Here is a 25,522-nt window from a genome sequence, read left to right as displayed (position 1 = left end):
CGAACCGTCGCCTGGGCTGACAGCGACGAACTGCCTCAGAGGTCGTAGTCGACCACGAGCGGGGCGTGATCCGACCAGCGCTCGGCGTAGCTGGCGGCCCGGTCCACGGTGAAGGCACGGGCGCGCTCCGCCAGGCGTGGCGTGGCTACCTGGTAGTCGATGCGCCAGCCGGCGTTGTTGTCGAAGGCCTGGCCGCGCTGAGACCACCAGGTGTACGGCCCCTGGGCGTCGGGCGCGAGACTGCGGGCCACGTCCACCCAGCCGTCTCCGAACCAGCGCTCGAGGTAGGCGATCTCCTCGTCCAGTACGCCTGCGGACTTGTTGTGGTTGGGCCGCCAGTTCTTGATGTCCTGCTCGGAGCGCACGATGTTCAGGTCCCCGGCCATGAGCACGTCCGGACCACCCGCCGCGGCCCCGGCCAGCAGCGATGCCATGCGCACGTCCACCAGGTTCAGGTGGGCGTACTTCTGGTCCATCTTGATCGTCCCGACCTGGCCGGAGTGGAAGTAGGCGGACACCACCGTGAGCGTCGGCGTCGTCGCTGCGGCTGCGGGGGCGGCCGCAGCAGCGGCGGTGTTAGGGGAGACCGGCGTCAGGTCCACCTCCAGCCAACGGCCGGAGTCCACGTCGGGCTCCACAGTATCTGGGTCGCTGACGCCGCGACGCACCGTACCCACCTCCACCGGGGCTCCCTCGCGTACCGCGACGCCGACGCCTGCACGTCCCTTGACCCGGCAGGGCCAGATCACCGACTCATACCCGGGCAACAGCGCCGCCGCGGTCGTCTCATCGGCGCGCACCTCCTGCAACAGCAGGACATCGGGGGCACATGCCTCCAGCCAGGTGGCCATGTGCTTGCGGGCGGCGGCACGGATGCCGTTGACGTTTACGGTGGCTACACGCATGGGGCCTGAGTGTACGTGCGCATCGGGCCGCCGCCATAGCAACCGATCTCGGCACGTAACTTCAACCGATCTCGGCACGTAACTTCTACCGATCTCGGCGGATGTCCCTGTAATGCGGTCCGCTTTCCTGAGACAATGGCGCCATGGAGCGCAGGTTCTTCGACGTCTTCCGGCGCCCGGCGAGTCGGACCAGGCCCCTCGCCGAGAGTGCGGGTGTTGCGGCCGAACCCGAAGGCGGCACCCCGGCCGACCCCACGAAAACCGCCGCGTCCGACGGCGCCCCCGATTCCGGGCGCAGGCGCACCATCCACGCCGTCGTCTCCGGGCGCGTGCAGGGAGTCGGCTTCCGCTGGTCCTGCATGGAGGAGGGGGAGCGGCTCGGGCTGGTCGGCGAGGTGCGCAACCTCGACGACGGCGATGTGGAGGTCCTCGCCCAGGGCCCTGCCGACGATGTCGCCCGTCTCATCGCGTGGCTCTATCACGGCCCGCGCTGGGCGAACGTCGCCTCCGTACACGTAACCGACATGAAGCCCGGCAGCCTGCGCCACCGTGCCTTCATCATGGGCAACTGACGTTCCATGCGGAGGCAACCAGAGGAACGCGCACGCTCGGGAGGCCGCTCCGCCGCGCGCTCAGTAGCGGATCGCGTCGATCGGCTTGATGCGCACCGCCACCAGTGCCGGGATGATGCCGGACAGCGCCCCCACCACGGTGGCGGCGATAAGCCCGATCAGGGCGGCCGACATGGGGAACGGCGGACGGGTCTCCACCGCCACCCCCAGCAGCGTCTCCAGCGGTGCCACACGCATGCCGACGATGGCAATGCCGATCCCGATGATTCCCGCCACCACCGTGGCCACCACCGACTCCAGCATGATGGAGAAGAAGATCCGGCGGCTGGTCGCCCCGAAGGATCGGCGCACGCCGATCTCGTGGATGCGCTGCTTGACCGTCACCATGGAGATGTTGATCAGGCTGAGTGCCCCCAGGATCATGACGAACACGCCCGCAACAGTGACGGTGGTCGTGAAGCCGCCGGTGTCCAGGCCCTGCATGTCGCCGGTGTTGGAGACGGCGTTGGTGGACCCCGCCCCGAACTGGGCGTCCAGGTCGTGCTTCGCCAGGCTGATCACCTGCTGCTCCTGGTCCTCACCGGCCCAGATCTCCAGCGTCGGTGCGGGCAGTGAGGCGCGATCCTCCTGGCTCAGCCACTGCTCATACGGCCCGGCCAGCACGTAGGCGCTGACCGATTGGGTGCAGTATTCGTACGAGTCCGGGTTACCCGCGCACCAGGTCAGGTCATCGGGCTTGAGCACGCCAACGATGGTGAAGGTCGTTAGCGCGGGTGAGTGGACGCGCACCGTCAGCGGGCCGTCCAGGGTGGTGTAGCCCAGCTGCTCCAGGAACCCCTGGGAGACGACCAGCGAGGGGGACAGGTCGTCCTCGTCGTCGGCGGAGAACCAGCGGCCCTGCGCCACGGCGGTGTGGTGGAGCGTGGCGTAGCCGAGGCTGACTGCGGTGGTCTCCACGCTGCGGGAGCCGCCCGGGAAGGCTACGCGCATCTGCTGGGAGTAACTGGTGGCCCAGCTACTGGCGCTGTAGCGCTCCACCAGCCGCAGCTGCGCCTCGGTGATGCGAGTGGTGGTGTTGGTGCGCGATTCGGTGCCACCCTCCTCAGCAGACTCTGCGACGCCGACCTCGTCTGAGCCGGTGTTGAAGTCGCCGCTGACCCCGCGCCCGGTCGGGGTGACCTCGATCCGCACCGTGCCGGGTCGGCCGGCGTAACTGGCGATCTCCTGGTCGATGATTGCGCTGGTCACCTGCCCCAGGGCGATTACGAAGGTCATGGCGGCCACCGCCGCCCCGACCCCCACCAGGGAGAGCATGACCCGCAGCTTGCCGATGCGAAGCTGGGCCCATGCCTCCACCAGGGCCCCGAAGAATCCGGTGAAGAAGCCGGTCATGATGCTGCCTCCTCCTGCACGGTGCGCCGCTCCTGCGGCCCTGGTGCCTGGGCGTCGCCGGCGATGACCTCGGTGAACTCGTCCAGGCCTCCGGCGCGCTCGTGGCGCACCGTGATCGGGGTCAGTACACCGTGGTCCAGTCGGTACTGGGTGTGCGCGCGTCCTGCCACCGCCAGGTCGTGGGTGATTACGATCAGCGCGGCACCGGTCTCATGGCACTGGCGCTCAAGCAGCTCCATCACCAGCGCGCCGGTGTCGACGTCGAGTGCCCCGGTGGGCTCGTCGGCCAGAATCACTCGGGGGCGGCGGGCCAGGGCGCGGGCGATGGCCACGCGCTGCTGCTCACCGCCGGACAGGTTGCCTATGGGCGCACCGATCTTCTCCTCCAGGCCGACCGAGGTCAGCAGCTCCTCCGCGCGCCGGGTGCGGGTCCAGAAGGCGGCACCCGTGTCATACAGGAGCGGCGCGGCCACGTTCTCCGTGGTGGACAGACCCGCGATGAGGTTGAATGACTGGAACACGTAGCTGAAGGTCTGCCCGCGCAGATGGGCACGGCGGGCCTCGCCCAGGCGGCGGGTGTCCCGCCCGTCCACGCTGTAGGTGCCGGCGGTGGGCTGGTCGATCAGGCCGATCAGGTTCAGCAGCGTCGACTTGCCGGTGCCGGAGCGGCCCACCACGGCCACGTGCTCGCCGGGCTCAACATCCAGGTTCACGTCGGTGAGGATGTGCAGGGGCGGGGAGTCGGGCACCTCGAAGGTGCGGGCGATGCCCCGCATGCTCAGCAGGGGACTCACAGGATCTCCTCGCCGTTCTCGTCGTAGCAGGCGGAGCCGTCCGGCTCGCAGGTGTTCGGCTCCCCGGTGCGCGCAATGTCCTTGTTCGGCACGAACAGCAGGATCTCGTCCCCCTCGGCCAGGCCGTCGGTGACCTGAACGCTCTCACCGTCGGTGATTCCCAGGGTGACCTCCCGCTTCTCGGCGGCGTCGGGATCGGCGGGGTCGGTGACCACCCAGACGTTCCCCTTGGTGACGGTCCCCTCCACCGCGGTGACGGGCACGATCAGCGTGTCGGTGGCGGAGCCGGCGTCGATGCCGATGGTCACCGACAGCCCCGGGAAGACCTGCTGGTCCGAGGGCACCGGGCAGCGCACCTCGACGGTGGTTCCGTCGCCGGTCGTCGTGGTGACCTGCCCGGTCTCGGAGGTGGTGGTGGAAGTGGTCTCCCGAGTACCGATCTTCAGGCCCGTGCACTCGAACGGAGCCGGCCCGCCCTCCACGGTGAGGGTGGCCGAGGAGGGGGCGTTGGTCAGCCGGTACTGCTGGTCGGCGGTGATGGTCCCCTTGGCGGAGTAGGTGCCGGGGGAGACGGTGGCGACGACCATTCCGACGCTCGTCTCCTGGTCCTGAATGACGTTGAAGGAGACCACGCCGCTGGACGGAGCGTAGACGGTCGACCAGGTGACCTTGTCCTCCACGGGCGTCTGGACGGGGTTGCCCTCCTCATCCGTGCTCACCGTCGGCTCCTGCGGCTCAACCAGCTTTAGGTAGAGCAGCGGCTCTCCCTGCGTGACGGTCGCGCCCTTGCCGACGGCGAAGGAGTCGACGACGCCGTTGAGCGTCGCCTGCGCCTCCACGGCGGCGTCCTCCACGACCTGTCCCTTGACGTCCACGGTATTGGTTATGTCCCCTGTGGTCACGACGGTGGTCTGAGTGGTGGCGTCGATGCCGGGTTCGATCTCCGCCGTCGTGCCCGCATCGGAATCTGGGAAGAAGGCGATCTTCACCAGTGCGACCGCGACGATCAAGGCGATCAGAATCTTGATGGTGGGCAGGACATAGCGCTTCACGGCGCACCTCCGGTCGGCCGTCGTGGCCGATATGGGCAGTAGGGGAGTGTCGGGCGTATGAGTCGGGTCGCGGCTGGGCCGGGCCCTTCAAAACACCACGAGGCTATGCCGTAGCGCGTGCCGACGCGCTCATCCGCAGGTAGGAAAACACCCTGGTTCATCCCGGAATCGGGAGTAGGCGATCTCCTACGCCAGGAGGATGCGGAGGTGCTTACGCGTATGCCTTGTCAAGCGTCCGAGGAGCGGCAGCCGGACGCGTGCCTCGCCGAGTGAGCAGCGCCGGGCGTGCTCGGCGCTGCTCAGACGAGGCGACCGGCCGGCGCGGAGGGTACTGCGTTCAGGAATGCCGGAGCGGCGAAGCCGTGCTCCGCATAGGCGTCGACGACGGCGCGGGCCACGGTGTCCACGGCGGTGGTGTCCACCAGCGCAATGGCGCTGCCGCCGAAGCCGCCTCCGGTCATGCGTGCGCCGTGGGCGCCCGCCGCCCGGGCCGCCTGAACGGCCACATCGAGCTCGGGGCAGGTTACCTCGTAGTCCACCCTCAGCGACTCGTGGCTGGCGTCCATGAGTGCCCCCGCGCGGGCCAGCTTGTCGCCGGCCAGCGGGGCGCCGTCCTGCAGCAGCGCCACCAGGGCGCGGGTACGGGCGATCTCGGTGATCACGTGCCGGGTGCGGGCCACCAGCACGTCGGCGTCGGCCCCGCCGGAGGCACGCAGTGTCTCCAGGGCGTCCTCAAGCCCGTCCGCGTCGATGTCCGCCAGCAGCGGGACGCCCAGGATCTCGGCGGCCCGCTCGCAGGCAGCCCGGCGGGCGCCGTACTGGCCGTCCACCAGGGAGTGCTTGGCCTTGGTGTCGATCACCAGCAGCGTCAGCCCCGCAGCCGCCAGGTCGAAGGGCACGTGCGCGACCGAGCCGTCCCGGCAGTCGAGCTCGAGTGCGTGGCCGGCGCGGCAGCGCATCGAGGCGGACTGGTCCATGCCGCCGGTCGGGGCGCCCGCCATCTCGTTCTCGGCGCGGATACAGGCGGTCACCAGGCGGGCGCGGCCGGTGTCATCGGGGGCGTCCGCCTGGCCGGCCAGGCCCAGGGAGCACACGTCGTCCAGGGCCACGGCGGTGGCGCACTCCAGGGCGGCCGAGGACGACAGCCCGCCGCCGAGCGGCACGCAGGAGTACAGGGCGGCGTCGAACCCGCTGAGCGGGCCGAGTCCGTCCTGCTCCAGGGCCCAGGCGACGCCTGCCACGTAGGCATTCCAGTGGCGGACCTCGCCGGGGGTTCCCTTCGGGCCGATCGCATCCAGGTCGAGTACGTCGATGGTCTCGCGCGTCTGCGGGGAGACCAGCCGGATCGTGCGGTCCTCGCGGCGGCGCAGCGCCAGGTGGGCGCGGTGCGGCAGGGCGATCGGCAGCGCCAGGCCGCCGTTGTAGTCGGTGTGCTCCCCAATGACGTTCACGCGCCCGGGCGCGAACCACACGCCGTCGGGCTCGGTGCCAAAGGCCTCACGGAACAGGCCGGTGGCGGCGTCGACACCCTCCTGCGGGGTGAGGGCGGGGGAGAAGACGGGCTCGGATCCGACGACGGCGGCGGGTTGAGACTCGGTGCTCGGCATGGGGTCATTCTGCCAGAAGAATCCGCCGCTGCCGATGCTCCTGTAGGGGAACACCCCGAGAGCGGATCCGGGATGTCCCCGAGGCCGCAGCGGGGGTAGGGTGCAGCTGCCATTCGCCCACGCCCGAACACAGGAGGAGCGCACGCCTCATGGACGTTCCCGCGCCCGCACCCACCCAGTGCGTCCTCGGCGTCACCATCGTGCTCCCAGAGCCATGGGCGACGCGCGTGCGCGGCGTGCGCACGGCGGTGGGCGACCCCCACGGCAACGCCATCCCCCCGCATGTCACCCTGCTGCCGCCAACGGCCGTGGAGAAGTCAGACCTGGAGTCCGTGACCGCTCACGTCACCCGAGTGGCCGCGCGGACCGCTCCCTTCACCCTGCGCGCCGCCGGTGTGGGCACCTTCCGCCCGGTCAGCCCGGTGGTGTTCCTCGACGTCGCCGAGGGCGGCTCCGCCATAGACGCCCTCCAGCAGGCGCTGCGCGCCGACGACGGGCCGCTGCATCGCACGCTGCGCTTCCCCTTCCACCCGCACGTCACCCTCGCCCACGAGGTCGACGACGCGGCACTTGATCTGGCCGCAAGCGCCGGCCGCGACATCGCGGCCGCCTTCGTCGTCGACCGCATCCACCTCCAGCGGCTGGCCCCGGATGGCAGCTGGACGTCGCTCGCCACCCCGGCCCTGGGAGTGCCGACGCCTGTCGCCCGGGCGATGCACCCGTTAGCCTGACGCGGTGAACGCCGATCAGAACCCCGCCCGGAACGCCAGCGCCACAGCTGCGGACGCCCCCGGTGCTCCCGTCATACACGCGATCATTCCCGCCGGCGGAGCCGGTACCCGGCTGTGGCCGCTCAGCCGCAAGGGCCGTCCCAAGTTCCTTCTGGACCTGACCGGCGCCGGACGCAGCCTGCTGCAGGGCACCGTGGCCCGCCTGGCCCCACTGGCGGCGACGACGACGGTGGTCACCGGTGTGGCCCATGTCGCCGCCGTCGCCCGGCAGCTGCCTGACCTGCCGGAGGAGAATCTGCTGGCGGAGCCGGCCCCGCGCGACTCCATGGCCGCCATCGGCCTGGCCGCCGCCGTGATCGCGCGCCGCCACGGGCGTGAGGCGATCGTCGGCTCCTTCGCCGCCGACCACCTCGTGGCCGACGCCGCTGCCTTCCGCAATGCGGTGCGTCAGGCCGCCGCACTGGCTGCGGCCGACTGGCTGGTGACCATCGGCATTGAGGCCACCGGCCCCTCCACGGCCTTCGGCTACATTCACGCGGGTGCGGCCCTGGACGTTCCCGGGGCGCCGGACGGGCGCCGCGTGCTCGGCTTCACCGAGAAGCCGGACGCCGCCACCGCCGCCGCCTATCTCGCAGCCGGCGACTACCGGTGGAACGCCGGCATGTTCGTGGTGCGCGCCGGCGTGCTCCTGGACCACCTGGCGGCACTGCGACCCGCGCTTGCCGCCGGCATCGACGAGATCGCCGCCGCCTGGGACGCTCCCGAGCGCGACTCCGTCATGGCGCGGGTCTGGCCCGCGCTGGAGGCGATCGCCATCGACCACGCCATCGCCGAGCCGGTGGCCGCCGCGGGTGGCGTGGCCACGGTTCCCGGAGACATGGGCTGGGACGACGTCGGCGGCTTCGACACGCTCGCCGAGCTCATCGCTCCGTGCCAGGCCGGGCCCGCGGCCGGAGCGGCTGTGCTGGGGGAGGCCGACGTCGAGGCGGTGGACGCCGCCGGCGCGCTGGTCGCCTCCACCTCCGGCCGCAAGGTGGTGCTGCTGGGAACCCCCGGCGTCGTCGTGGTCGATACCCCCGATGCGCTGCTGGTGACCACGCCGGAGCGCGCGCAGGACGTCAAGGGTGTGGTCGACCGGCTCAAGGCCGAGGGCCGAGACGCGCTCCTGTGACCGCCCGCGCCGCGGCCGCGACCGTTGAAGCGGGGCGCTCATGCCGGGCGGTGGTGACCGGCCGCTTACCGGGAGGCCGCCCGGCCCGCGCATGCAAGTCGTGCAAGGAACTGCAAGGAGACGGCTGAAAGGAAGCGGTGTTCGACGCTGGTCCGGGCCGGAAGGCGGCTGCGGCGCGGGTCACGTCATGGTCGCAATGCGGCGATTTCGTGCCGTTTGTGCGGCAGGTCTCAGGGGAGCGTCTATGCTGGTTGTTCGAGCCGGTGCCACCCCGGCCGGCTCCTTGCAAGGGCGCAAGCCCATGACCTCATCTGGAGACACGACCGTGAAGAAGAAGTATCCCGCCGTAACACTCGGCCTGGTTGCCGCCCTCTCACTCGCCGCCTGCGGCTCGGCTCCCGATTCCTCCTCGGGGGGAGCAGCGAGCGACTTCACCGCCTGCATGGTCTCCGACGAGGGCGGCTTCGACGACCAGTCCTTCAACCAGTCCGGCAAGGAGGGCCTGGACCGCGCCAAGAGCGAGCTCGGCGTCAAGACGATCGCCGTCGAGTCCCAGTCCGACGCCGACTACCCCACCAACGTCGACTCCCTCATCCAGCAGAACTGCAACCTGATCATCGGCGTCGGCTTCAAGCTCGCCGAGCACCTGACCACCGCCGCGCAGGAGAACCCGGACATCGACTTCGCGCTCATTGACTCCTCCTTCACCGATGCCGACGGCAACGTGGTCGAACTGGACAACGCCAAGCCACTGACCTTCAACACCGCCGAGGCCGCCTACCTGGCCGGCTACGCCGCCGCCGGCACCACCCAGACCGGCACTGTCGCCACCTATGGCGGCATGGCGATCCCCACGGTGCAGATCTTCATGGAGGGCTTCGCCAAGGGCGTGGCCAAGTACAACGAGGACAACGGTACCGATGTGAAGGTTCTCGGCTGGAACCCCGACGACCCGGGCTCGGGTTCCTTCGTCGGCAACTTCTCCGACACCGCCAAGGGCCAATCGCTGACTGAGCTATTCCTCTCCAACGGCGCCGACATCATCCTGCCGGTGGCCGGCCCGGTCGGCTCCGGCACGATCGCGGCGGTCAAGGAGGCCGGCGACGACAACAACGCGATCGTCTGGGTCGACGCCGACGGTTACCTCACCACCGAGTCCATCGGCGGCAGCAAGTACATGCTGACCTCCGTGGTCAAGGGCATCGGCACCGCGGTGTACGACACCGTTCAGGAGGCCTCATCCGGCAACTTCACGTCCGACCCCTTCATCGGCACGCTCGCCAACGACGGCGTCTCCATCGCCGACTACCACGACTGGTCCGATCGGGTTCCCGACGATGTGAAGGAGCAGGTCGAGGTGCTCAAGCAGCAGATCATCGACGGCACCCTCGACGTCTCTACGCCGTACGACCCGTCCTGACCGGCCCCGCGCCAATCCAACCCGGTGACGCCGTCGTCCTTGACGGGGCGGCGGCGTCACTGGCGCCCGGCCCGGCACTCCTTCCCCGCCCGGCGCCCACTTCCACCCTTAACCATTGCCTGAACCCACAGGAAGCGAGCCTCCCGTGTTGCTCGAGCTCCGCGGAATCACCAAAGTCTTCGGATCCCTCGTGGCCAACGACCACATTGACGTCACCGTCGAACCCGGCCAGATTCATGCCCTCCTGGGTGAGAACGGGGCCGGCAAGTCGACGCTCATGAACGTCCTGTACGGCCTGTACGACCCCGACGACGGCGAAATCCTCATTGACGGCCAGCCGGTCACCTTCAAGGGCCCCGGTGACGCCGTCGCCGCCGGCATCGGCATGGTCCACCAGCACTTCATGCTGGTGCCCGTGTTCACCGTGGCCGAGTCCGTCGCGCTGGGCTACGAGCCCACCGGGGCCGCCGGCATCATCGACGCCAAGGCGGCAGCCGCGAAGGTGCGGGAGATCTCCGAACGCTTCGGCTTCGATGTGGATCCGAACGCCTACATCGAGGACCTGCCCGTGGGCGTGCAGCAGCGGGTCGAGATCATCAAGGCGCTGTCCCGCGACGCCAAGGTGCTCATCCTCGACGAGCCCACCGCGGTGCTGACCCCGCAGGAGACCGACGAGCTGATCGCCATCATGCGCGACCTCAAGGCCGCCGGCACCTCCATCGTGTTCATCACCCACAAGCTCCGCGAGGTGCGGGAGGTCGCCGACACGATCACCGTCATCCGCCGCGGCAAGGTGGTCGGTACCGCCGAGCCCACCGCCTCGCAGACGGAGCTCGCCGGCCTCATGGTCGGCCACTCCGTCTCCCTGACCGTGGACAAGGACGCCCCGAAACTGGGCGCCGTCGGCCTGGAACTCGAGAACATCAGCCTCATCGACGAGGGCTCCACCCTGCTCGACGACGTCAGCCTCCAGGTCCGCTCCGGTGAGATCATCGGAATCGCCGGGGTGCAGGGCAACGGGCAGACCGAGCTGGCCGACGTGCTGCTGGGGCTGCGCGCCCCCACCGTCGGCAGCGTGCGCTTCGGCGAGCAGGACGTCACTGGCCTGGGCGTGCACCGGCGCATCGGCGCCGGCCTCGGCTTCGTTCCCGAGGACCGCTCCACCGACGGCATGATCGCCGGATTCTCCGTGGCCGAGAACATGATCCTGGACCGCTTCGACGACCCCGCCTTCGGCTCGGGCCCGTCCATCAGCCCCACCAAGGTGCGTGCCCACGCCGAGCAGCTGCGCGACGAGTTCGATGTGCGGGTCACCGACGTCGCCGACCACATCTCCACCCTGTCCGGCGGCAACCAGCAGAAGGCCATCCTCGCCCGCGAGCTGTCCCGGCAGCTGAAGGTGCTGGTGGCCTCCCAACCCACCCGTGGGCTGGATGTCGGCTCCATCGAATTCGTCCACAAGCGCATCGTGCAGGAGCGCGACAATGACACCGCCGTGTTGATCATCTCCTCCGAACTGGATGAGATCTACTCCCTGTCGGACCGCATCGCCGTTATGTACCGCGGCCGGATCGTCGGCGTGGTCCCGCCGGATACACCCCGCGAAGTGCTGGGCCTCATGATGGCCGGCGTCCCCTACGACCAGGCCCGTGCCCAGGAGGAGAACCGATGAGCGAAGCCACCCCCACAGCCCCGCGCGCCCAGGCGCGGCCCGAACGTCCCGGCTTGTTGCGACAGATCGCCGAGTCGAATGCACTCATGGGCGTGCTCGCGGTCATCTCCGCCATGATCGTGGGCTCGCTGCTGATCCTGTTCGCCGACGACAACGTGCGCGCCACGGCCGGCTACCTCTTCGCCCGCCCCGCCGACTTCTTCGGCGCGGTCGGCTCCTGCCTGGCGGAGGCCTACTCGGCCCTGCTCCGCGGCGGCATCTTCGACTGGCAGGCCTCCTCGACGGCGCGCATGTGGCGCCCCATCACCGAGACCCTGACCGTGTCCACGCCGCTGATCCTGGCGGGACTGGGCATGGCGGTGGCCTTCCGCGCCGGCCTGTTCAACGTCGGTGGGCAGGGACAGATCCTCCTCGGCGCCATCGTCGGCGGCTACGCCGGCTTCGCCTGGGACCTGCCCGGCGGGCTGCACCTGCTGGTGGCGGTGCTCGGCGCGATCCTCGGCGGCGCGCTGTGGGGCGGCATCGTCGGCGTGCTGCGTGCCACCACCGGCGCCAGCGAGGTCATCACCACCATCATGCTCAATTCCGTCGCCGCCTACCTGATGGCGCACCTGCTCACCACGGCCACCTTCATCGGTGCGGGCAACGCCAACCCCAAGTCGCTGCCGGTGGCGGCCACGGCCCAGTATCCGAAGCTGATCGTCGGGCCGTTCCGCCTGCACCTGGGATTCATCGTCGCCCTGCTGGCGGCCGCGTTCGTGTGGTGGCTGCTGGAGCGCAGCGAGATCGGCTTCCAGTTCCGTGCCACCGGGCTCAACCCGCAGGCGGCGCTGACCGCCGGCATCAACGTGCCCCGGATCACCGCCCTGGTGATGATCGTCTCCGGTGCCCTGTGCGGGTTGGCGTCCACTGCCCCGGTGCTGGGCACCCAGCACTACCTGACCACGTCGGTGGCGGGCAGCATCGGCTTCGATGCCATGACCGTGGCCCTGCTGGGGCGTTCCACCCCGCAGGGCACCGTACTGGCCGGGCTGCTGTTCGGGGCGCTGACCGCCGGCGGCACCACCATGCAGGCCGCCACCGGCACCCCCATCGACATCGTGCTGGTGCTGCAGTCCATGATCGTTCTGTTCATCGCGGCCCCGCCGCTCGTGCGCGCCATCTATCACCTACCCGCCCCCGGTTCCTGGAAGCGCCGCCGCCGCGATGTGCTCGCCAAGAGCTCGGCCGTCACCGCTTCCGCAGACAAGAAGGAGGCCTGAGCCATGACTTCCTCACCCACGGCCACCCAGACCCGCGACGCCAGCCCGGAGCCGGGGCAGCTCGCCGTCGTCGAGCCGATCGCCTACAAGCTCCCGGTCACCGGCGCCGTCGTGGTCATCCTTGAAGTGCTCATGGGGCTGGCCAGCCACGGCGACACGCGCTTCCAGCTGGCCACCAAGGCCGACTTCCTGAAGATCCCCGTGCTCACACTGGGGGCCCGCCCGGTTATCGCGGTGATGGTGCTGGCGGCCGTGGCACTGACCTCCTACATGTGGGTGCGGGCCATCGGGCGGGCGCAGATCGCCACCTGGGTCGGACTCGCGCTCGGGGCCAGCTTCATCATCTCCTTCCTGACCTGGGCCGGCGCCGGGCGCCCCACCGTCATCCCGCTGGTGACCATCCTGTCCTCCACGCTCGCCCTGTCCGTCCCCCTCGTCTTCGGTGGGCTCGCCGGCGTGGTGGGGGAGCGCTCGGGCACCATCAACATCGCCATCGAGGGGCAGCTGCTGGGCGGTGCCTTCCTCGGCGCCGTAGTCGCCTCCATCACCCGCACCCCCTGGGCCGGCCTGATCGCCGCTCCCCTCGCCGGCATCCTGGTGGCCCTGCTGCTGGCCATGTTCGGCCTGAAGTACCGGGTCAACCAGATCGTGGTCGGCGTGGTGCTCAACGTCTTCGTATCGGGCCTGACCAGCTTCCTGTTCTCCACGGTGCTGACCGACAACCCGGCGCGACTGAACACCTCCATGCGGCTGCCCACTCTGCCCATCCCGGTGCTCTCGCAGATCCCGATCATCGGCCCGGTGCTGTTCCGGCAGACGATCCTCGTGTACCTGATGTACGCGGCCGTCGCGGTGCTGTCCTTCATGCTGTTCCGCTCTCGCTGGGGTCTGCGCATGCGCGCCTGCGGCGAGCACCCGCGGGCCGCCGACACCGTCGGCATCAACGTGATGCGCACCCGCGTCAACAACCTCATGCTGGGCGGCGCGCTCGCCGGCCTGGGCGGTGCCTTCTTCACCATCGGCTCCGGCCTGGCCTTCACCAAGGACATGTCCGCCGGCAACGGCTACATCGCCCTGGCCGCCATGATCCTGGGTGCCTGGAACCCCATCGGCACCCTGTACGCCGCGCTCCTGTTCGGCTTCGCCACCTCCGTCGGACAGACCCTGTCCGTCATCGGCTCCCCGATCCCGGCGAACATCATCCTGATGATCCCCTACATTGTGACGGTGTTCGCCGTGGCCGGCTTCGTCGGTCGCGTGCGCGCCCCCGCCGCCGAGGGGGTCCCGTACCCGTGAGCGGCGCCAAGAGCTGCGGTTCGGCCGGTTCCGGGTCGGCGGGAGCCGCGCCCGCCGTCGGCACAGCCGCGCCTGCATCCGCTGTGGACGCGGGCATGTGGGAGCGGCTGCGGGAGCTGGCCGCCCAGGCCATGGAGCGCGCCTACGCGCCGTACTCCCACTTCCGGGTGGGCGCCGCCGCGCTGGTCGACGACGGCCGACTCGTATCCGGCTGCAACGTGGAGAACGCCGGCTACGGCGTCACCCTGTGCGCCGAGTGCGGGCTGGTGTCCGAACTCGTGCGCACCGGCGGGGGCCGCCTGGTCGCCTTCGTCTGCGTCGATGGCGCCGGGCAGCCCTGTTCCCCGTGTGGCCGCTGCCGCCAGGTGCTGTCCGAGCACGCGCACCCGGACATGCTGCTGGCCATGCCGTCGGGACTGATGCCCATCGATGAGGTGATCCCCGATCGCTTCACCAAGGCCGACATCGATCGGGTCACCGGCGCACCAGGACAATCCCCGGAAGGAGACCGGCCGTGACTGTACCCGCCTTTCCGAACCCCGCCGTCGACGCCCCGGCGCCCGGCGGGGTGGAGCCCTTCGACGCCGTCGACGTGATTGCCGCCAAGCGGGACGGCGACCGGCTCACCGACGCCCAGATCGACTGGGTCATCGACGCCTACACCCGCGGCGTCGTCGCCGACGAGCAGATGAGCGCCCTGGCCATGGCGATCTACCTGGTCGGCATGGACCGCGGGGAGATCGCCCGCTGGACCGATGCCATGATCCGCTCCGGGCAGCGCATGGACTTCTCCTGTCTGGGGCGCCCCACCGCGGACAAGCACTCCACCGGCGGCGTGGGCGACAAGATCACCCTGCCGCTGGCGCCCCTGGTGGCGGTATTCGGTGTCAGCGTGCCGCAGCTGTCTGGTCGCGGCCTGGGGCACACCGGCGGCACGCTCGACAAGCTCGAGTCCATCCCCGGCTGGCGGGCGGCGCTGAGCAACGACGAGATCATGTCCATGCTGTCGGCCGACGGCCCCGGCGCGGTCATCTGCGCCGCCGGCAGCGGGCTCGCCCCCGCCGACAAGAAGCTCTACGCGCTGCGCGACACCACCGGCACGGTTTCATGCGTGCCGCTGATCGCCTCCTCAATCATGAGCAAGAAGATCGCCGAGGGCACCGGCGCGCTCGTCCTGGACGTCAAGGTCGGCTCGGGCGCCTTCATGAAGGAGCTGTCCCAGGCGCGCGAACTCGCGGAGACCATGGTGGCGCTCGGCACCGACGCCGGGGTGGTCACCCGTGCCCTGCTCACCGACATGTCCACTCCGCTGGGACTGACCGCGGGTAACGCCCTGGAGGTGCGTGAGGCCCTGGAGGTGCTGTCCGGCGGGGGGCCTGTCGACGTCGTCGATCTGACGGTCGCGCTGGCCGTTGAAATGCTCGACGCCGCCGGCCGCCCGGTTGCCGAGGACGAGTTGCGCGCCGCCCTGGGAGACGGGCGCGCCATGGACGTGTGGCGGGAGATGATCCGGCGCCAGGACGGCGACCCGGACGCGCCGCTGCCCGTGGCCCCGGAGACTGAGACGATCACCGCCGACGCCGACGGCGTGCTCACTCGCCTGGACGCCCTCGGCGTGGGCGTGGCCGCCTGGCGGCTGGGTGCCGGCCGCGCCCGGAAGGAGGACCCCGTCCAGGCGGTCGCCGGAGTCGAGCTGCACGCCAAGCCGGGAGAAGCCGTACGCGCCGGGCAGCCGCTGCTCACCCTGCACACCGCCACGCCCGAGCGCTTCGCCCGCGCGCGCGCCGCCCTTGCCGATGCGATCGTCGTCAGCGCTCCCGACTCCTCGGAGGCGCGGGCCGCGGTCGCCCGCCGGCGCTCCGGCGTGGTGCTGGACCGGATTGTCTGAGGGCGCTGCGGTGTACCCGCGCCCGCCGGCTTCCGCCCCGCTGCTCGGGGCGCGCGTGGCGAACTCCCGCCTGCGCGTGGGCGGCCTCGCCAGCGCGGGTGGTGCCGTCACCCTGACCCAGTGCGACGGCACCACCTGCGGCGCCACGGTGATCCTGGCTGCACGGCTTCTGCTCGGCATGCCCGCCCCGGCGGCGCTGCACGACGCGGGCTCCGATGCCCGCCGCCCGGGCCGGGCACTCCAGGAGACCCTGGCCGCGTGCCAGCGGCGGCTCCAGCACACCATGAACCGCCACGCGCGCGGCCCGCTCGGCCCGCTCCCGTGGACTCGGCGCCTGGGCTCTACCCCGTGGGCGCTCGCCGCCGAGCTCACGCGCGTACTGCGCCAGGCCGGCCACGACGTCGCCGCCTGTGCCGTGGAGTGGGTGGACGACCGCGGATCGGACTGGCCCGCGGTTGTCGGGCGGCTGCGGTCCCGGCTCGTCTACGGCACCCCCGCCATCCTGCTCACCGGGGGCCCGCTTGCCGGACGGCGGGAGCCCGCAGGACGGGCACACCGCGCCCTGCACGCGGCCCTGGCGGCCGCCCCCGCGATCCCGCGCCACTACGTGCTGGCCCTGCCCTGGACGCTGATCGGCCGCACCGACCCCGGCGCGGGGCGCGTTCACGTCTATGAGCCCTCCTCCGGCACGGTGCGTGCCCTGGACCTCCTCGCGCCGCGTTCGGCGTCTGGACGCGGGCCGCACGAGCTCGGCGGCTGGCCCCGTGTGCTCGCCGTCATCGCCCCACCACAATCTTTCGACTCGCAACAGACCCGGGACAACTAGCGAAAGGAACCCCCATGCCCACTCGTGCGGAAGTCGCCGCCATCATCGACCACACCCTGCTCAAGCCGGAGGCCACCGGCGCGCAGGTCGCCGAGCTGATCGCCCAGGGCGCCGAGCTGGGCACCTACTCGGTGTGCGTGTCTCCCAACCAGCTCCCCGTCGAGGCGCCCGCGGGCCTGCACGTGGCCACGGTCTGCGGGTTCCCCTCCGGCGCGCACGCCACCGCCGTCAAGGCCGCCGAGGCCGCCGACTCCGTGGCCAAGGGCGCGGACGAGGTCGACATGGTCGTGAACCTCAAGCAGGTCAAGGAGCACGACTATGCCGCGGTTGAGGCTGACATCCGTGCCGTCAAGGAGGCCGTGGGGGACAGGCTGCTGAAGGTCATCATCGAGTCCGCGGCGCTGACCGACGACGAGATCGTCGCCGTCTGCCAGGCGGCCGAGCGGGCCGGTGCCGACTATGTGAAGACCTCCACCGGGTTCCACCCCGCCGGCGGCGCCTCCGTGCACGCCGTGGAGCTCATGCGGGCCACCGTAGGGGACCGCCTGGGCGTCAAGGCCTCCGGCGGCATTCGCACGGCTGAGGACGCGCTGGCCATGATCGAGGCCGGTGCCTCCCGCCTGGGGGTCTCCGCCACCGTCGCCATCCTCGAGGGCCTGCCCGCCTGACCCCACTCACTACCTCGCCGAGATCGGTAGAAGTTACGTGCCGAGATCGGTCGAAGCAACCGATCTCGATGGTTACTTCGACCGATCTCGGTGAAGTTCGCTCAGCGAGGGTCAGATTCCCAGGACGCCGCGCAGGTCCGTCTTGATGGCCTCCAGGCGCTTGGCGGCGGCGCGGCGCGCCACCTCCACCGGCTCATCGACGGCGACCGGCATGACCACCTCGCAGTAGCACTTGAGCTTCGGCTCGGTGCCCGAGGGGCGCACCACCACACGGTCGTCGGCCGCGGTCTTGAAGATGAGGCCGTCCGTGGCGGGCAGGCGCTCCCCATTGCCATTGTTGGCGCCGTCCATCAGGTCGAAGACGTCGACCACGGGCGAGCCCGCCAGGGACGCGGGCGAACCGCCGGCGCGCAGTCGTTCCATGGCGTTGGTGATGAAGCTCTTGTCCTCCACCCGCACGCTCAGCGGGCTGGTGGCGTACAGGCCATGCTCGCGCGCCAGCCGATCCAGCAGATCGTCGAGCGTACGCCCCTGCTGCTTGAGCGTGGAGGCCAGCACCGCCAGGCGCACCGAGGCGGAGATGCCGTCCTTGTCCCGCACGGCTGCCGGATCCACGCAGTAGCCGAGTGCCTCCTCGTAGCCGAACACGAGGTTGGGCACGCGGCTGATCCACTTGAAGCCGGTGAGCGTGTTGCGGTGCCCGAGTCCGTGCGCCTGGGCGATCTTGCGCAGCAGGCGGGAGGAGACGATCGAGTTGGCCAGTACGCCGGTGCCGGTGAAGGCGGCCAGCTCGGCGGCCTGCTCGCCCAGCAGTGAGCCGACCTCATCGCCGGTCAGCTGCCGCCAGCCGCCACGAGCGTGCTCGTCCGGGACGGCGGCGGAGCAGCGGTCGGCGTCCGGGTCGTTGGCGATGATCAGGTCGGCGCCAACCTCTCGGGCTCGTGCGAATGCCAGATCCAGTGCGCCGGGCTCCTCCGGGTTGGGGAAGGCGACGGTCGGGAAGTCCGGGTCGGGATCGAACTGCTCGGAAACCACGACGACGTCGTCGAAGCCCGCCCGATGCAGCGCCTCCCGGCAGATCTGCCCGCCCACCCCGTGCATGGCGGTCAGAACGATCTTCAACGGTGCGACCGCCTGAGTGCGAGCGGCCTTGACCGCGCGCTGCACGTACTCCTCAACCATTTCCGCCCCCAGCGTCTCCCAGCCCGATTCCGGCATGGGGACAGAGGCGAGCGGGCCGACGGCGGCTATCTTCTCGGCGATACCGGAGTCGTGCGGCGGGACGATCTGCGCGCCCTGCCCGGAGCCGGTCACGGCACGGCCGCCCAGGTACACCTTGTAACCGTTGTCCTGCGGCGGATTGTGCGAGGCGGTCACCATGACGCCGGCGTCGGCACCCAGGCGCCGCAGGGCGAAGGCGAGTACCGGCGTCGGGCAGTGCGTGTCAAACAGGACGGCGTGCCCGCCCGCGCCGGTGACGACGGCGGCGGTGTCGCGGGCGAAGCGTGCGGATCCGTGGCGGGCGTCGTAGCCGATTACCACGCGGAAGCCGTCCCCCAGCAGGTCATGCAGGTAGGCGGACAAGCCGGCGGCGGCACGGATGACGACGACGCGGTTCATACGGTTGGGGCCGCCGCCCAGGCGGCCGCGCAGACCGGCGGTGCCGAACTGGAGAGTGCCGGAGAAGGCGTCGGTGAGCGCGGCGGTGGCGGCGGTGTCGCCGTCGCGATGGGCGGAGAGCAGCTCGGTCAGTTCCCTGCGGGTGTCGGGGTCCGGATCATCGGTGATCCAGGCGGTCACGGCGGCTTCCAGATCGGCGGCGGCCGCATGCTGGGGCGGATATGTCATGGGGTGACCGTACCGTGCGGAAGCGGGCCGACGGCGCGCCCGTGATCGCTGTCATGGGTGGTGGTGAGCACATCCGACACACAGGAACCGGGCCGGCCCGGGTGTCTTCGCCGCGGGGCGGCGGCAGTGGGGGATCATGCCCCCTATGGCGAAAGACACGGTGAATGACATGGCAGCGGGCGGCGCGGCAGACAGGACGGAGCCCAGCGCCGGCGAGCGGAGGGTTAGGAACGGCTCACGGGAGATCTACCGCAAGGGCCCGGTGATGCTCCGCGGCGCCCAGATCCCCACCCGCACCACCGACGCCCGCCTGCTCGACCGCCGCGGCGACACCGACTGGCTGCACGCCGATCCCTGGCGGGTGCTGCGCATCCAGTCCGAGTTCGTCGAGGGCTTCGGGGCGTTGGCGGAAGTGGGGCCGGCGATCAGTCTCTTCGGCTCCGCCCGCACACCTGCGAATACCCCCGCCTACGCCCTGGCCGAGCAGATCGGGGCCGGTCTGGCCCGCGCCGGCTACGCCGTCATCACGGGCGGCGGCCCCGGCATTATGGAGGCGGCCAACAAGGGCGCGCGTGAGGCCGGCGGCATCTCCGTGGGGCTGGGCATCGAGCTTCCCCATGAGCAGGGCATGAACGACTACGTGGACCTGGGCGTGAACTTCCGCTACTTCTTCGCCCGCAAGACGATGTTCCTGAAGTACTCAGACGGCTTCGTGATCATGCCCGGGGGCATGGGCACACTCGACGAGCTGTTCGAGGCGGTGACTCTGGTGCAGACCCAGAAGGTGCCCTCCTTCCCGATCGCCCTGGTCGGCTCGGAGTTCTGGGGCGGGCTGGTGGACTGGCTGCGCGAGACGCTTGTGGAGGCAGCCACGATCGACGCCGACGACGTCGCCCTGATGCAGGTGTTCGACACGGCCGCCGAGGCGGTCGACTTCGTGGTCGGCGCGGCCCGGACCATGCGTGCAAACGGGCTCACCCGCACCCCCGACCGCACCGAGTGGGCGGCCCAGTAAGGCGCTGTACGCGTTATTCCGGGCGGTGCCGGGGCGTGGAGTCAGCCACGTTTAGCTCCGAAGTGGCGGCATTGTGCCGTAGAATTCACTTGGAAAATGCGGTAAGTGTCCGCGAGTCATCACCGAAAGGGGAGCACATGGCTGCCATGAAACCCAGGACCGGCGACGGGCCGCTCGAGGTCGTCAAGGAGGGCCGCTCCATCATCATGCGGATGCCGCTTGAGGGCGGCGGCCGCCTGGTAGTTGAGATCACGCCCGACGAGATCAAGGAGCTGCAGGAGGCGCTGGCCTCCGTCAAGTACTGAGCATCAGCGCCGTAGCGGCGCTGGCAGTTGTCTCAGGAGCTGGTGAATCCGCCCGGCCGGGCCGGTCAGGCCCGGCGGACGGCGACCAGCAGACCGTCGTCGACCGGCAGCAGTGAGGTGAGGAGGCCCTCCTCGTCCCGCAGTGTCTTACCCAGCTCGCGCGCCGCAACCGTGGTGGCGTCGCGGCGCGCCGGGTCGGCGACGTGGTCGTTCCACAGCGCATGCGTCACCACCAGGACGCCGCCCGGTCGCAGCATGCGGATCGCCTGGGGCGTCAGCTCCGCGGCCTCCTCGGGATCGATGTCCAGCACCACCATGTCGTAGGAGTGGGCGGCCATGCGGGGCATGACGTCGGAGGCGCGTCCCTGAATGATGCGGGTGCGGGCGCCCGGGTGCCCGGCCTCTTCGAAGGCGCGGCGGGCCTCGCGCTGGAACTCCGGCTCGACGTCGATGGTGGTCAGCACGCCGTCGGCACCCATTCCGGCCAGCAGCCACAGGCCGGACACGCCTGTGCCGGTGCCCGCCTCGGCGACGGACTTCGCCGAGATAGCGGCCGTCAGCATGCGCAGCGCGGCGCCAGTGGCCGGAGAAACCGGGTCGGTGCCCAGCTCGATGCCGCGCAGGCGCGCCTGCGCGGCCGGCTCGCTCTCGACCGGGAACTCCTCCGTGTAGGACCAGCTCAGCGTCTTGTCAGCAGCCACCATAAGCCCCTTCTGCGGCACCGGGCCGCGTCGTCACTTCAACCCCCGGCGGCGTCGGGCGCCTGACGCGGGGTCCGTTCCCATTGTTTCCCATTGTTTCAGGTCCGGTCGGTTCCCGCGCCCGGCCGCCCGCCTGGTTGCCCACACTGCTCCCTATACTGGGCTCGTGATTGGTATCTCGGGACCGGAGTTCTTCGTCCTCCTGCTGGTGGTGGTCATCGTGGTAGGGCCCCAGCGCCTTCCCGAGTACACCCGCAAACTGACCCAGGGCGTGCGCAGGCTGCGCCTGTTCCTGGACGACGCCAAGACCCAGATTGCCGAGGAGGTCGGTCCCGAGCTGGGGGACCTGGACCTGTCGGACCTGGACCCGCGCAACTACGACCCCCGCAAGATCGTGCGCGACGCGCTGGGGGAGGACCTCGACGCCATCCGCAGGGACCTGACCAACCCCTTCCAGTCGGTGGTGGACACCGCCAAGGAGGCCAGCAACGAGGCCGCGGCCGCGGTCAGCGGCAAGAAGAAGTCGAAGCCACTGTCGAAGATGATCGAGGACAAGGCCGAGGAGACCCGCACCGCACGGGCCGCATCCGCCACTGCGGCGGCGGCGGCGGCGAGCGGGCCGCAGGCGCCGGACGCGGACGACAAGGATCCGCAGCAGGCGGTGGTGGAGGCCGCCGCGGTGACGGCCGAGCTGCCGCAGGTGGATCCGACCGCCGGGAGCACACCGGAGCGGTCCGCCGAGGAACCCGGCGCCGCCGCCGCCGCGGAGGCCGACGAGGCCGCACCGGCAGATTCGGCCCGGCTCGCACTGGAGGCGGGGGAGACGGTCACCGCGGAAATCCCCGAGGTGAAGCCGCTTGCCGCGGGAGCCGAGGAACCGGCCAAGGCGGACGCCGGGGGTGCGGAATCCACGTCGGCATCCGCACCAACGGGCACGGTCACGGCGGCCGACGCTCCCGCGGTTGAGGATCGCGCTGCCGCGGCCCGGGCCGCGGCAGACATTCCCTCAAGCCTTGAGCCCGGAGGCGGCGAGGACGACGAACCCGTTCAGCGCATGCGCCCCGTCTCGCCGCGCGACATCGTGCGGGCCGCCAACGAGGCCGCCCGCACCCGCGCCGAGGCGGCCGCCGCCGTCGCCTGAGAACCTTCTTCGGGACGAACGCCGGCGGCTGACGCCTCAGTTGCCGGCGTCGACCGGGCTGATGCCCAGCGACATGCCGGAAAGTCCACGTGAGCGGTGCCCGAGCCTGCGGGCGACGGCCGCCAGCTTGACGGCGGCGGGGGAGTCCGCGGTGGGCGCTCCGCCACGGGCGATGGCCGCGGGCACGCCGGAGTCGGAGCCCTCGCGCAGGCGGATGTCCAGCGGCAGCTGGGCCAGCAGCGGCACCTCGTAGCCGAGCGCCGTCGTCAGCGACTCGGAGACCGCCTGGCCGCCGCCCGAGCCGAAGATCTCCAGGTGGGTGCCATCCGGCTGCGGCAGGTAGGACATGTTCTCGATGACGCCGACCACCTTCTGGTGAGTCTGCGAGGCGATCAGGCCGGTGCGCTCGGCCACCTCGGCGGCCGCCGTCTGCGGGGTGGTGACCACCAGGATCTCCGCGTCCGGAAGCAGCTGCGCCACCGAAATGGTGACGTCGCCGGTGCCCGGGGGCAGGTCCAGCAGCAGCACGTCCAGGTCCCCCCAGAACACGTCGGAGAGGAACTGCTGCACGGCCCGGTGCAGCATGGGCCCGCGCCAGACCACCGGCTGCTTGTCCTCCACGAACATGCCGATGGAGATGACCTTCACGCCGTGGGCGAGGGGCGGGACGATCATGCCGTCCAACTGCGTGGGCACCCGGTCCACACCCAGCATGCGGGGGATGGAGAAGCCGTAGATGTCGGCGTCGACGACCCCGACGCTCAGCCCCTGGGCCGCCATCGCAGCCGCCAGGTTGGCGGTGACCGAGGACTTGCCCACCCCGCCCTTGCCGGAGGTGACCGCGTAGACGCGGGTGAGGTTGCCGGGCTGGGTGAAGGGGATGACCGGCTCGGCCGCCCCGCCGCGCAGGCGGGTGCGCAGCTCGGCGCGCTGCTCGTCGGTCATGACGCCCAGGCTGACGCGCACGTCGGTGACGCCGTCCAGTGCCCCGACCTCCTTGCGGGTGTCGGCCGTGATCGTGTCCCGCAGCGGGCAGCCCGCCACGGTCAGCAGCACCCCGACGGTGACGACGCCGTCAGCGGCGATCTCGATGGAGTCGACCATGCCGAGGTCGGTGATCGGACGGCGCAGCTCGGGGTCAATCACCCGCGCGAGCGCCTCACGGACTGCGTCTTCGGTGGCAAGGCTCATGGACCAATCCTATGGCGCGCCGGGCCGGGCGCCGCAGGCCGTTATCGTGGTGAGGAGCACGCCGACGGCGGGAGGGCGGGGGCCGCCCCGGCGGCAACGCCGCAGGCCGGGCGGCCGAGAGTCTCAGGGGCGAGTCCCGTCATTCCGCTTTGCGCTGTCCGCGTCGTCGGGGGTCCCGTCTGCGCCGTCATCCATGAGGTCCTCATGCAGTTCCTCGCGGGTGCGGCGCTCCTCCTGGAGCAGCTCCTCCAGCACGCTGCGCAGCTCGGAGCGCACGAAGTCGCGGGTGGCGACGTCGTTCATGGCCAGGCGCAGGGAGGCGATCTCCCGCGTGAGGAACTCGGTGTCCTCCAGGTTGCGCTCGGCGCGCTGCCGGTCCTGCTCGGCGGTGACCCGGTCGCGGTCATCCTGCCGGTTCTGCGCCAGCAGGATCAGGGGCGCCGAGTAGGAGGCCTGCGTGGAGAAGGCGAGGTTGAGCAGAATGAAGGGGTAGGGGTCCCAGGCGGCGCCCTCGTTTATCTTCGCCAGCAGGATGTTCGCGGCGATCCAGGCCACCACGAACACCGTCATGTACAGCACGAACTTGGGCGAGCCCATGAAACGCGCAGTGGCCTCGGCGAAGCGTCCGAAGCCGTCCGAGCGGGAACGGGAGGGATGCGTCCAACGCATCCACCGGGAGCGGTTCTTCGAGAGGGGCTGGTCGAGCTGCTCAGGCATTGGCGCTCCTCTCAATCATCTCGTCGGTGACGGCGTCATCCGCCTCCCGCCAGTCATCGGGCATGAGGTGGTCGAGGACGTCGTCGACGGAAACCGCGCCGAGCAGGCGGCCCGCGTCGTCGAGCACGGGAAGGGCCGTGAGGTTGTAGGTGGCAAGTAGACGGGTGACGGTGCCGATCGAGTCGTTGGCGTGCACGCCGTCCAGGTCCTTGTCCAGGACGGAGCCGAGCAGCTGCTGCGGGCGCTCCCGCAGGGCGCGCTGGAAGTGCACCATGCCCAGGAACCGGCCGGTGGGCGACTCCAGCGGCGGCCGGCACACGAAGGCGACGGCGGCCAGCGCCGGGGGCACCTCGGCCTTGCGGGCCTGCGCCAGGAAGGTGGCCACGGTCGCCTCCGGCGGCAGGATGATGGGCTCGGTGGTCATCAGCCCGCCGGCCGTGTACTCGTCGTAGCTCATCAGGCGGCGCACGTCCTCCGCCTCATCCGGCTCCATCAGGTCTAGCAGCCGGGCGGCCATGGAGGCGGGCAGGGCCGAGACCAGGTCGGCGGCGTCGTCGGGCTGCATGGCGTCCAGGACGTCGGCGGCGCGGGCGGCGTCCAGGCCGGACAGCAGGGCCACGGCCTCGTCGTCGGACAGCTCCTCGGCGGCATCGGCCAAGCGCTCGTCGGACAGCTCGGCGGCGACCTCCAGCTGGCGGGACAGCGGCAGGTCGGAGAGCACGTCGGCCAGGTCGGCGGGCTTGAGCCCCTCCATCGTGGCCAGCAGCGCGGTGGCCCCCTGCTGGTCGGCGGAGCCCGCCAGGCCGCTGACCTCGTCGGGGCGGACGGTGAAGGTCTCGCCGCGGCGCAGCCCCAGCGGTCCGGAGGAGCCGCGCTGCACGAACAGGCGGGTCACCTTCCAGTCCATGCCGCGGTCGCGCTCGATGGCGACGTCGCGGATGGTCACCCGCCCGGAGCCGTCCCGCATGGTGACCACCCGGTCCAGCAGCTCGCCAACCACCAGCGTCTCCACCCGGCGCTGCTCGAAACGACGGATATTGACCAGCCCGGTGGTGATGACCGCGCCCGGCTCCATCGCGGTCACCCGCGACAGCGGCAGGAACACCCGGCGACGCCCGGCCACCTCAATGACCAGGCCGACGGCGCGCGGCTGGCCGCGCAGGCGGATGAGCACGACGACGTCGTGCACCTTGCCGACGGCGTCACCGAGCGGATCGAAGACGGTTGTGCCCACGAGTCGGGCGACGAAGACTCTGAGGGTGCTGCGCGTCTTGGTGCTTTCCACGGCAGTCAGCCTATCGGCGTGGCGGGGATGATGCCGCCTCAGGTTTTCGCCGCTCGATGAAGA

The 25,522-nt window shown here is 70.7% G+C and carries 24 protein-coding genes; 14 read left to right on the top strand and 10 right to left on the bottom strand.

Annotated features, from left to right (window positions below; all coding sequences use genetic code 11):
* Positions 1 to 35 precede the first annotated feature (35 nt).
* Complete coding sequence (locus BLR49_RS05645) at positions 36 to 905, bottom strand: exodeoxyribonuclease III (protein ID WP_092534749.1); 870 nt, start codon at positions 903 to 905, stop codon at positions 36 to 38.
* A 143-nt stretch (positions 906 to 1,048) separates the two neighbouring features.
* On the opposite strand from BLR49_RS05645, the gene BLR49_RS13930 reads away from it, so the two are divergent.
* The gene (locus BLR49_RS13930; RefSeq protein ID WP_092534746.1) at positions 1,049 to 1,477 is read left to right on the top strand and encodes an acylphosphatase; all 429 of its coding nucleotides are present in this window, start codon (positions 1,049 to 1,051) and stop codon (positions 1,475 to 1,477) included.
* Positions 1,478 to 1,537: 60 nt separating this feature from the next.
* Here the strand turns inward: BLR49_RS13930 and BLR49_RS05635 are convergent, their stop codons facing one another.
* The 4 genes from BLR49_RS05635 to galK all read right to left on the bottom strand — a co-directional run bounded on the left by BLR49_RS05635 (position 1,538) and on the right by galK (position 6,322).
* A complete protein-coding gene (locus BLR49_RS05635) occupies positions 1,538 to 2,869 on the bottom strand; it encodes an ABC transporter permease (RefSeq protein WP_092534743.1) in 1,332 nt (443 codons plus the stop codon).
* Entirely contained in the window at positions 2,866 to 3,663 is a 798-nt protein-coding gene (locus tag BLR49_RS05630) for an ABC transporter ATP-binding protein (RefSeq protein WP_176765792.1), read from the bottom strand. The genes BLR49_RS05635 and BLR49_RS05630 overlap by 4 nt, the downstream gene beginning before the upstream one ends.
* Positions 3,660 to 4,715 (bottom strand): permuted SH3 domain-containing protein, encoded by a 1,056-nt coding sequence (locus BLR49_RS05625; protein WP_092534740.1) that lies wholly within the window; start codon positions 4,713 to 4,715, stop codon positions 3,660 to 3,662. Before BLR49_RS05625 ends, BLR49_RS05630 begins: the two co-directional genes overlap by 4 nt.
* 299 nt (positions 4,716 to 5,014) lie before the next feature.
* Positions 5,015 to 6,322, bottom strand: a complete 1,308-nt coding sequence (gene galK / locus BLR49_RS05620) for a galactokinase (RefSeq protein WP_092534816.1) — start codon at positions 6,320 to 6,322, stop codon at positions 5,015 to 5,017.
* A gap of 149 nt (positions 6,323 to 6,471) precedes the next feature.
* Here galK and BLR49_RS05615 point away from each other — a divergent pair, with 149 nt between their 5' ends.
* The 10 genes from BLR49_RS05615 (at position 6,472) to deoC (ending at position 17,256) form a co-directional block, all read left to right on the top strand.
* Positions 6,472 to 7,053, top strand: a complete 582-nt coding sequence (locus tag BLR49_RS05615) for a 2'-5' RNA ligase family protein (RefSeq protein ID WP_092534737.1) — start codon at positions 6,472 to 6,474, stop codon at positions 7,051 to 7,053.
* Between the two features lie 4 nt (positions 7,054 to 7,057).
* Entirely contained in the window at positions 7,058 to 8,224 is a 1,167-nt protein-coding gene (locus BLR49_RS05610; protein ID WP_092534734.1) for a mannose-1-phosphate guanylyltransferase, read from the top strand.
* A 325-nt stretch (positions 8,225 to 8,549) separates the two neighbouring features.
* The gene (locus BLR49_RS05605; RefSeq protein WP_092534731.1) at positions 8,550 to 9,644 is read left to right on the top strand and encodes a BMP family lipoprotein; all 1,095 of its coding nucleotides are present in this window, start codon (positions 8,550 to 8,552) and stop codon (positions 9,642 to 9,644) included.
* A gap of 145 nt (positions 9,645 to 9,789) precedes the next feature.
* Positions 9,790 to 11,316, top strand: a complete 1,527-nt coding sequence (locus BLR49_RS05600) for an ABC transporter ATP-binding protein (RefSeq protein ID WP_092534728.1) — start codon at positions 9,790 to 9,792, stop codon at positions 11,314 to 11,316.
* Positions 11,313 to 12,578, top strand: a complete 1,266-nt coding sequence (locus BLR49_RS05595; protein ID WP_092534725.1) for an ABC transporter permease — start codon at positions 11,313 to 11,315, stop codon at positions 12,576 to 12,578. The genes BLR49_RS05600 and BLR49_RS05595 overlap by 4 nt, the downstream gene beginning before the upstream one ends.
* A 3-nt stretch (positions 12,579 to 12,581) precedes the next feature.
* Positions 12,582 to 13,874 carry an ABC transporter permease gene (locus tag BLR49_RS05590; protein WP_092534721.1) on the top strand — a complete coding sequence of 431 codons (1,293 nt, stop codon included), beginning with the start codon at positions 12,582 to 12,584 and terminating at the stop codon, positions 13,872 to 13,874.
* Positions 13,875 to 13,969: 95 nt separating this feature from the next.
* Positions 13,970 to 14,392, top strand: a complete 423-nt coding sequence (locus BLR49_RS05585; protein WP_092534718.1) for a cytidine deaminase — start codon at positions 13,970 to 13,972, stop codon at positions 14,390 to 14,392.
* 50 nt (positions 14,393 to 14,442) lie between these two features.
* Entirely contained in the window at positions 14,443 to 15,762 is a 1,320-nt protein-coding gene (locus BLR49_RS05580) for a thymidine phosphorylase (protein WP_092534813.1), read from the top strand.
* Between the two features lie 55 nt (positions 15,763 to 15,817).
* Positions 15,818 to 16,588: a hypothetical protein gene (locus BLR49_RS05575; RefSeq protein ID WP_245690487.1), complete on the top strand. Its 771-nt coding sequence runs from the start codon at positions 15,818 to 15,820 to the stop codon at positions 16,586 to 16,588.
* Positions 16,589 to 16,602: 14 nt separating this feature from the next.
* Positions 16,603 to 17,256, top strand: coding sequence for a deoxyribose-phosphate aldolase (gene deoC / locus BLR49_RS05570; protein ID WP_092534712.1), 654 nt, complete (start codon positions 16,603 to 16,605; stop codon positions 17,254 to 17,256).
* A gap of 111 nt (positions 17,257 to 17,367) precedes the next feature.
* Here the strand turns inward: deoC and BLR49_RS05565 are convergent, their stop codons facing one another.
* Positions 17,368 to 19,104: a phospho-sugar mutase gene (locus tag BLR49_RS05565; RefSeq protein WP_092534709.1), complete on the bottom strand. Its 1,737-nt coding sequence runs from the start codon at positions 19,102 to 19,104 to the stop codon at positions 17,368 to 17,370.
* 265 nt (positions 19,105 to 19,369) lie between these two features.
* Here BLR49_RS05565 and BLR49_RS05560 point away from each other — a divergent pair, with 265 nt between their 5' ends.
* Together BLR49_RS05560 and BLR49_RS05555 are read left to right on the top strand one after the other, a co-directional pair.
* Positions 19,370 to 20,119 (top strand): LOG family protein, encoded by a 750-nt coding sequence (locus BLR49_RS05560; protein ID WP_245690488.1) that lies wholly within the window; start codon positions 19,370 to 19,372, stop codon positions 20,117 to 20,119.
* A gap of 137 nt (positions 20,120 to 20,256) precedes the next feature.
* Positions 20,257 to 20,424 (top strand): DUF3117 domain-containing protein, encoded by a 168-nt coding sequence (locus BLR49_RS05555; RefSeq protein WP_073327418.1) that lies wholly within the window; start codon positions 20,257 to 20,259, stop codon positions 20,422 to 20,424.
* Positions 20,425 to 20,489: 65 nt separating this feature from the next.
* Here the strand turns inward: BLR49_RS05555 and BLR49_RS05550 are convergent, their stop codons facing one another.
* Positions 20,490 to 21,125 (bottom strand): O-methyltransferase, encoded by a 636-nt coding sequence (locus tag BLR49_RS05550; RefSeq protein WP_092534810.1) that lies wholly within the window; start codon positions 21,123 to 21,125, stop codon positions 20,490 to 20,492.
* Between the two features lie 166 nt (positions 21,126 to 21,291).
* Between BLR49_RS05550 and BLR49_RS05545 the strand changes: the two genes are divergently transcribed.
* The gene (locus tag BLR49_RS05545) at positions 21,292 to 22,266 is read left to right on the top strand and encodes a twin-arginine translocase TatA/TatE family subunit (RefSeq protein WP_092534703.1); all 975 of its coding nucleotides are present in this window, start codon (positions 21,292 to 21,294) and stop codon (positions 22,264 to 22,266) included.
* A gap of 36 nt (positions 22,267 to 22,302) precedes the next feature.
* On the opposite strand, the gene BLR49_RS05540 is transcribed toward BLR49_RS05545, so the two are convergent.
* The 3 genes from BLR49_RS05540 to BLR49_RS05530 form a co-directional block, all read right to left on the bottom strand.
* Positions 22,303 to 23,457 (bottom strand): Mrp/NBP35 family ATP-binding protein, encoded by a 1,155-nt coding sequence (locus tag BLR49_RS05540; protein WP_092534700.1) that lies wholly within the window; start codon positions 23,455 to 23,457, stop codon positions 22,303 to 22,305.
* A 123-nt stretch (positions 23,458 to 23,580) separates the two neighbouring features.
* Complete coding sequence (locus tag BLR49_RS05535) at positions 23,581 to 24,174, bottom strand: DUF1003 domain-containing protein (RefSeq protein ID WP_092534697.1); 594 nt, start codon at positions 24,172 to 24,174, stop codon at positions 23,581 to 23,583.
* On the bottom strand, positions 24,167 to 25,459 hold the full coding sequence (locus BLR49_RS05530) for a magnesium transporter MgtE N-terminal domain-containing protein (RefSeq protein ID WP_092534694.1): 1,293 nt from the start codon (positions 25,457 to 25,459) through the stop codon (positions 24,167 to 24,169). The genes BLR49_RS05535 and BLR49_RS05530 overlap by 8 nt, the downstream gene beginning before the upstream one ends.
* Between the last annotated feature and the right edge of the window lie 63 nt (positions 25,460 to 25,522).

Source organism: Actinomyces ruminicola (assembly GCF_900103885.1).
Lineage (GTDB): Bacteria > Actinomycetota > Actinomycetes > Actinomycetales > Actinomycetaceae > Actinomyces > Actinomyces ruminicola.
Note: the sequence above shows the minus strand (reverse complement) of the source record. Positions and strands in the feature narration are given on the sequence as shown.

Coding starts and splice junctions, on each gene's coding strand:
- BLR49_RS05645 (WP_092534749.1), bottom strand. CDS start 905: ATGCGTGTAGCCACCGTAAACGTCAACGGCATCCGTGCCGCCGCCCGC.
- BLR49_RS13930 (WP_092534746.1), top strand. CDS start 1,049: ATGGAGCGCAGGTTCTTCGACGTCTTCCGGCGCCCGGCGAGTCGGACC.
- BLR49_RS05635 (WP_092534743.1), bottom strand. CDS start 2,869: ATGACCGGCTTCTTCACCGGATTCTTCGGGGCCCTGGTGGAGGCATGG.
- galK (WP_092534816.1), bottom strand. CDS start 6,322: ATGCCGAGCACCGAGTCTCAACCCGCCGCCGTCGTCGGATCCGAGCCC.
- BLR49_RS05615 (WP_092534737.1), top strand. CDS start 6,472: ATGGACGTTCCCGCGCCCGCACCCACCCAGTGCGTCCTCGGCGTCACC.
- BLR49_RS05595 (WP_092534725.1), top strand. CDS start 11,313: ATGAGCGAAGCCACCCCCACAGCCCCGCGCGCCCAGGCGCGGCCCGAA.
- BLR49_RS05590 (WP_092534721.1), top strand. CDS start 12,582: ATGACTTCCTCACCCACGGCCACCCAGACCCGCGACGCCAGCCCGGAG.
- BLR49_RS05585 (WP_092534718.1), top strand. CDS start 13,970: ATGTGGGAGCGGCTGCGGGAGCTGGCCGCCCAGGCCATGGAGCGCGCC.
- deoC (WP_092534712.1), top strand. CDS start 16,603: ATGCCCACTCGTGCGGAAGTCGCCGCCATCATCGACCACACCCTGCTC.
- BLR49_RS05565 (WP_092534709.1), bottom strand. CDS start 19,104: ATGACATATCCGCCCCAGCATGCGGCCGCCGCCGATCTGGAAGCCGCC.
- BLR49_RS05560 (WP_245690488.1), top strand. CDS start 19,370: ATGCTCCGCGGCGCCCAGATCCCCACCCGCACCACCGACGCCCGCCTG.
- BLR49_RS05555 (WP_073327418.1), top strand. CDS start 20,257: ATGGCTGCCATGAAACCCAGGACCGGCGACGGGCCGCTCGAGGTCGTC.
- BLR49_RS05540 (WP_092534700.1), bottom strand. CDS start 23,457: ATGAGCCTTGCCACCGAAGACGCAGTCCGTGAGGCGCTCGCGCGGGTG.
- BLR49_RS05535 (WP_092534697.1), bottom strand. CDS start 24,174: ATGCCTGAGCAGCTCGACCAGCCCCTCTCGAAGAACCGCTCCCGGTGG.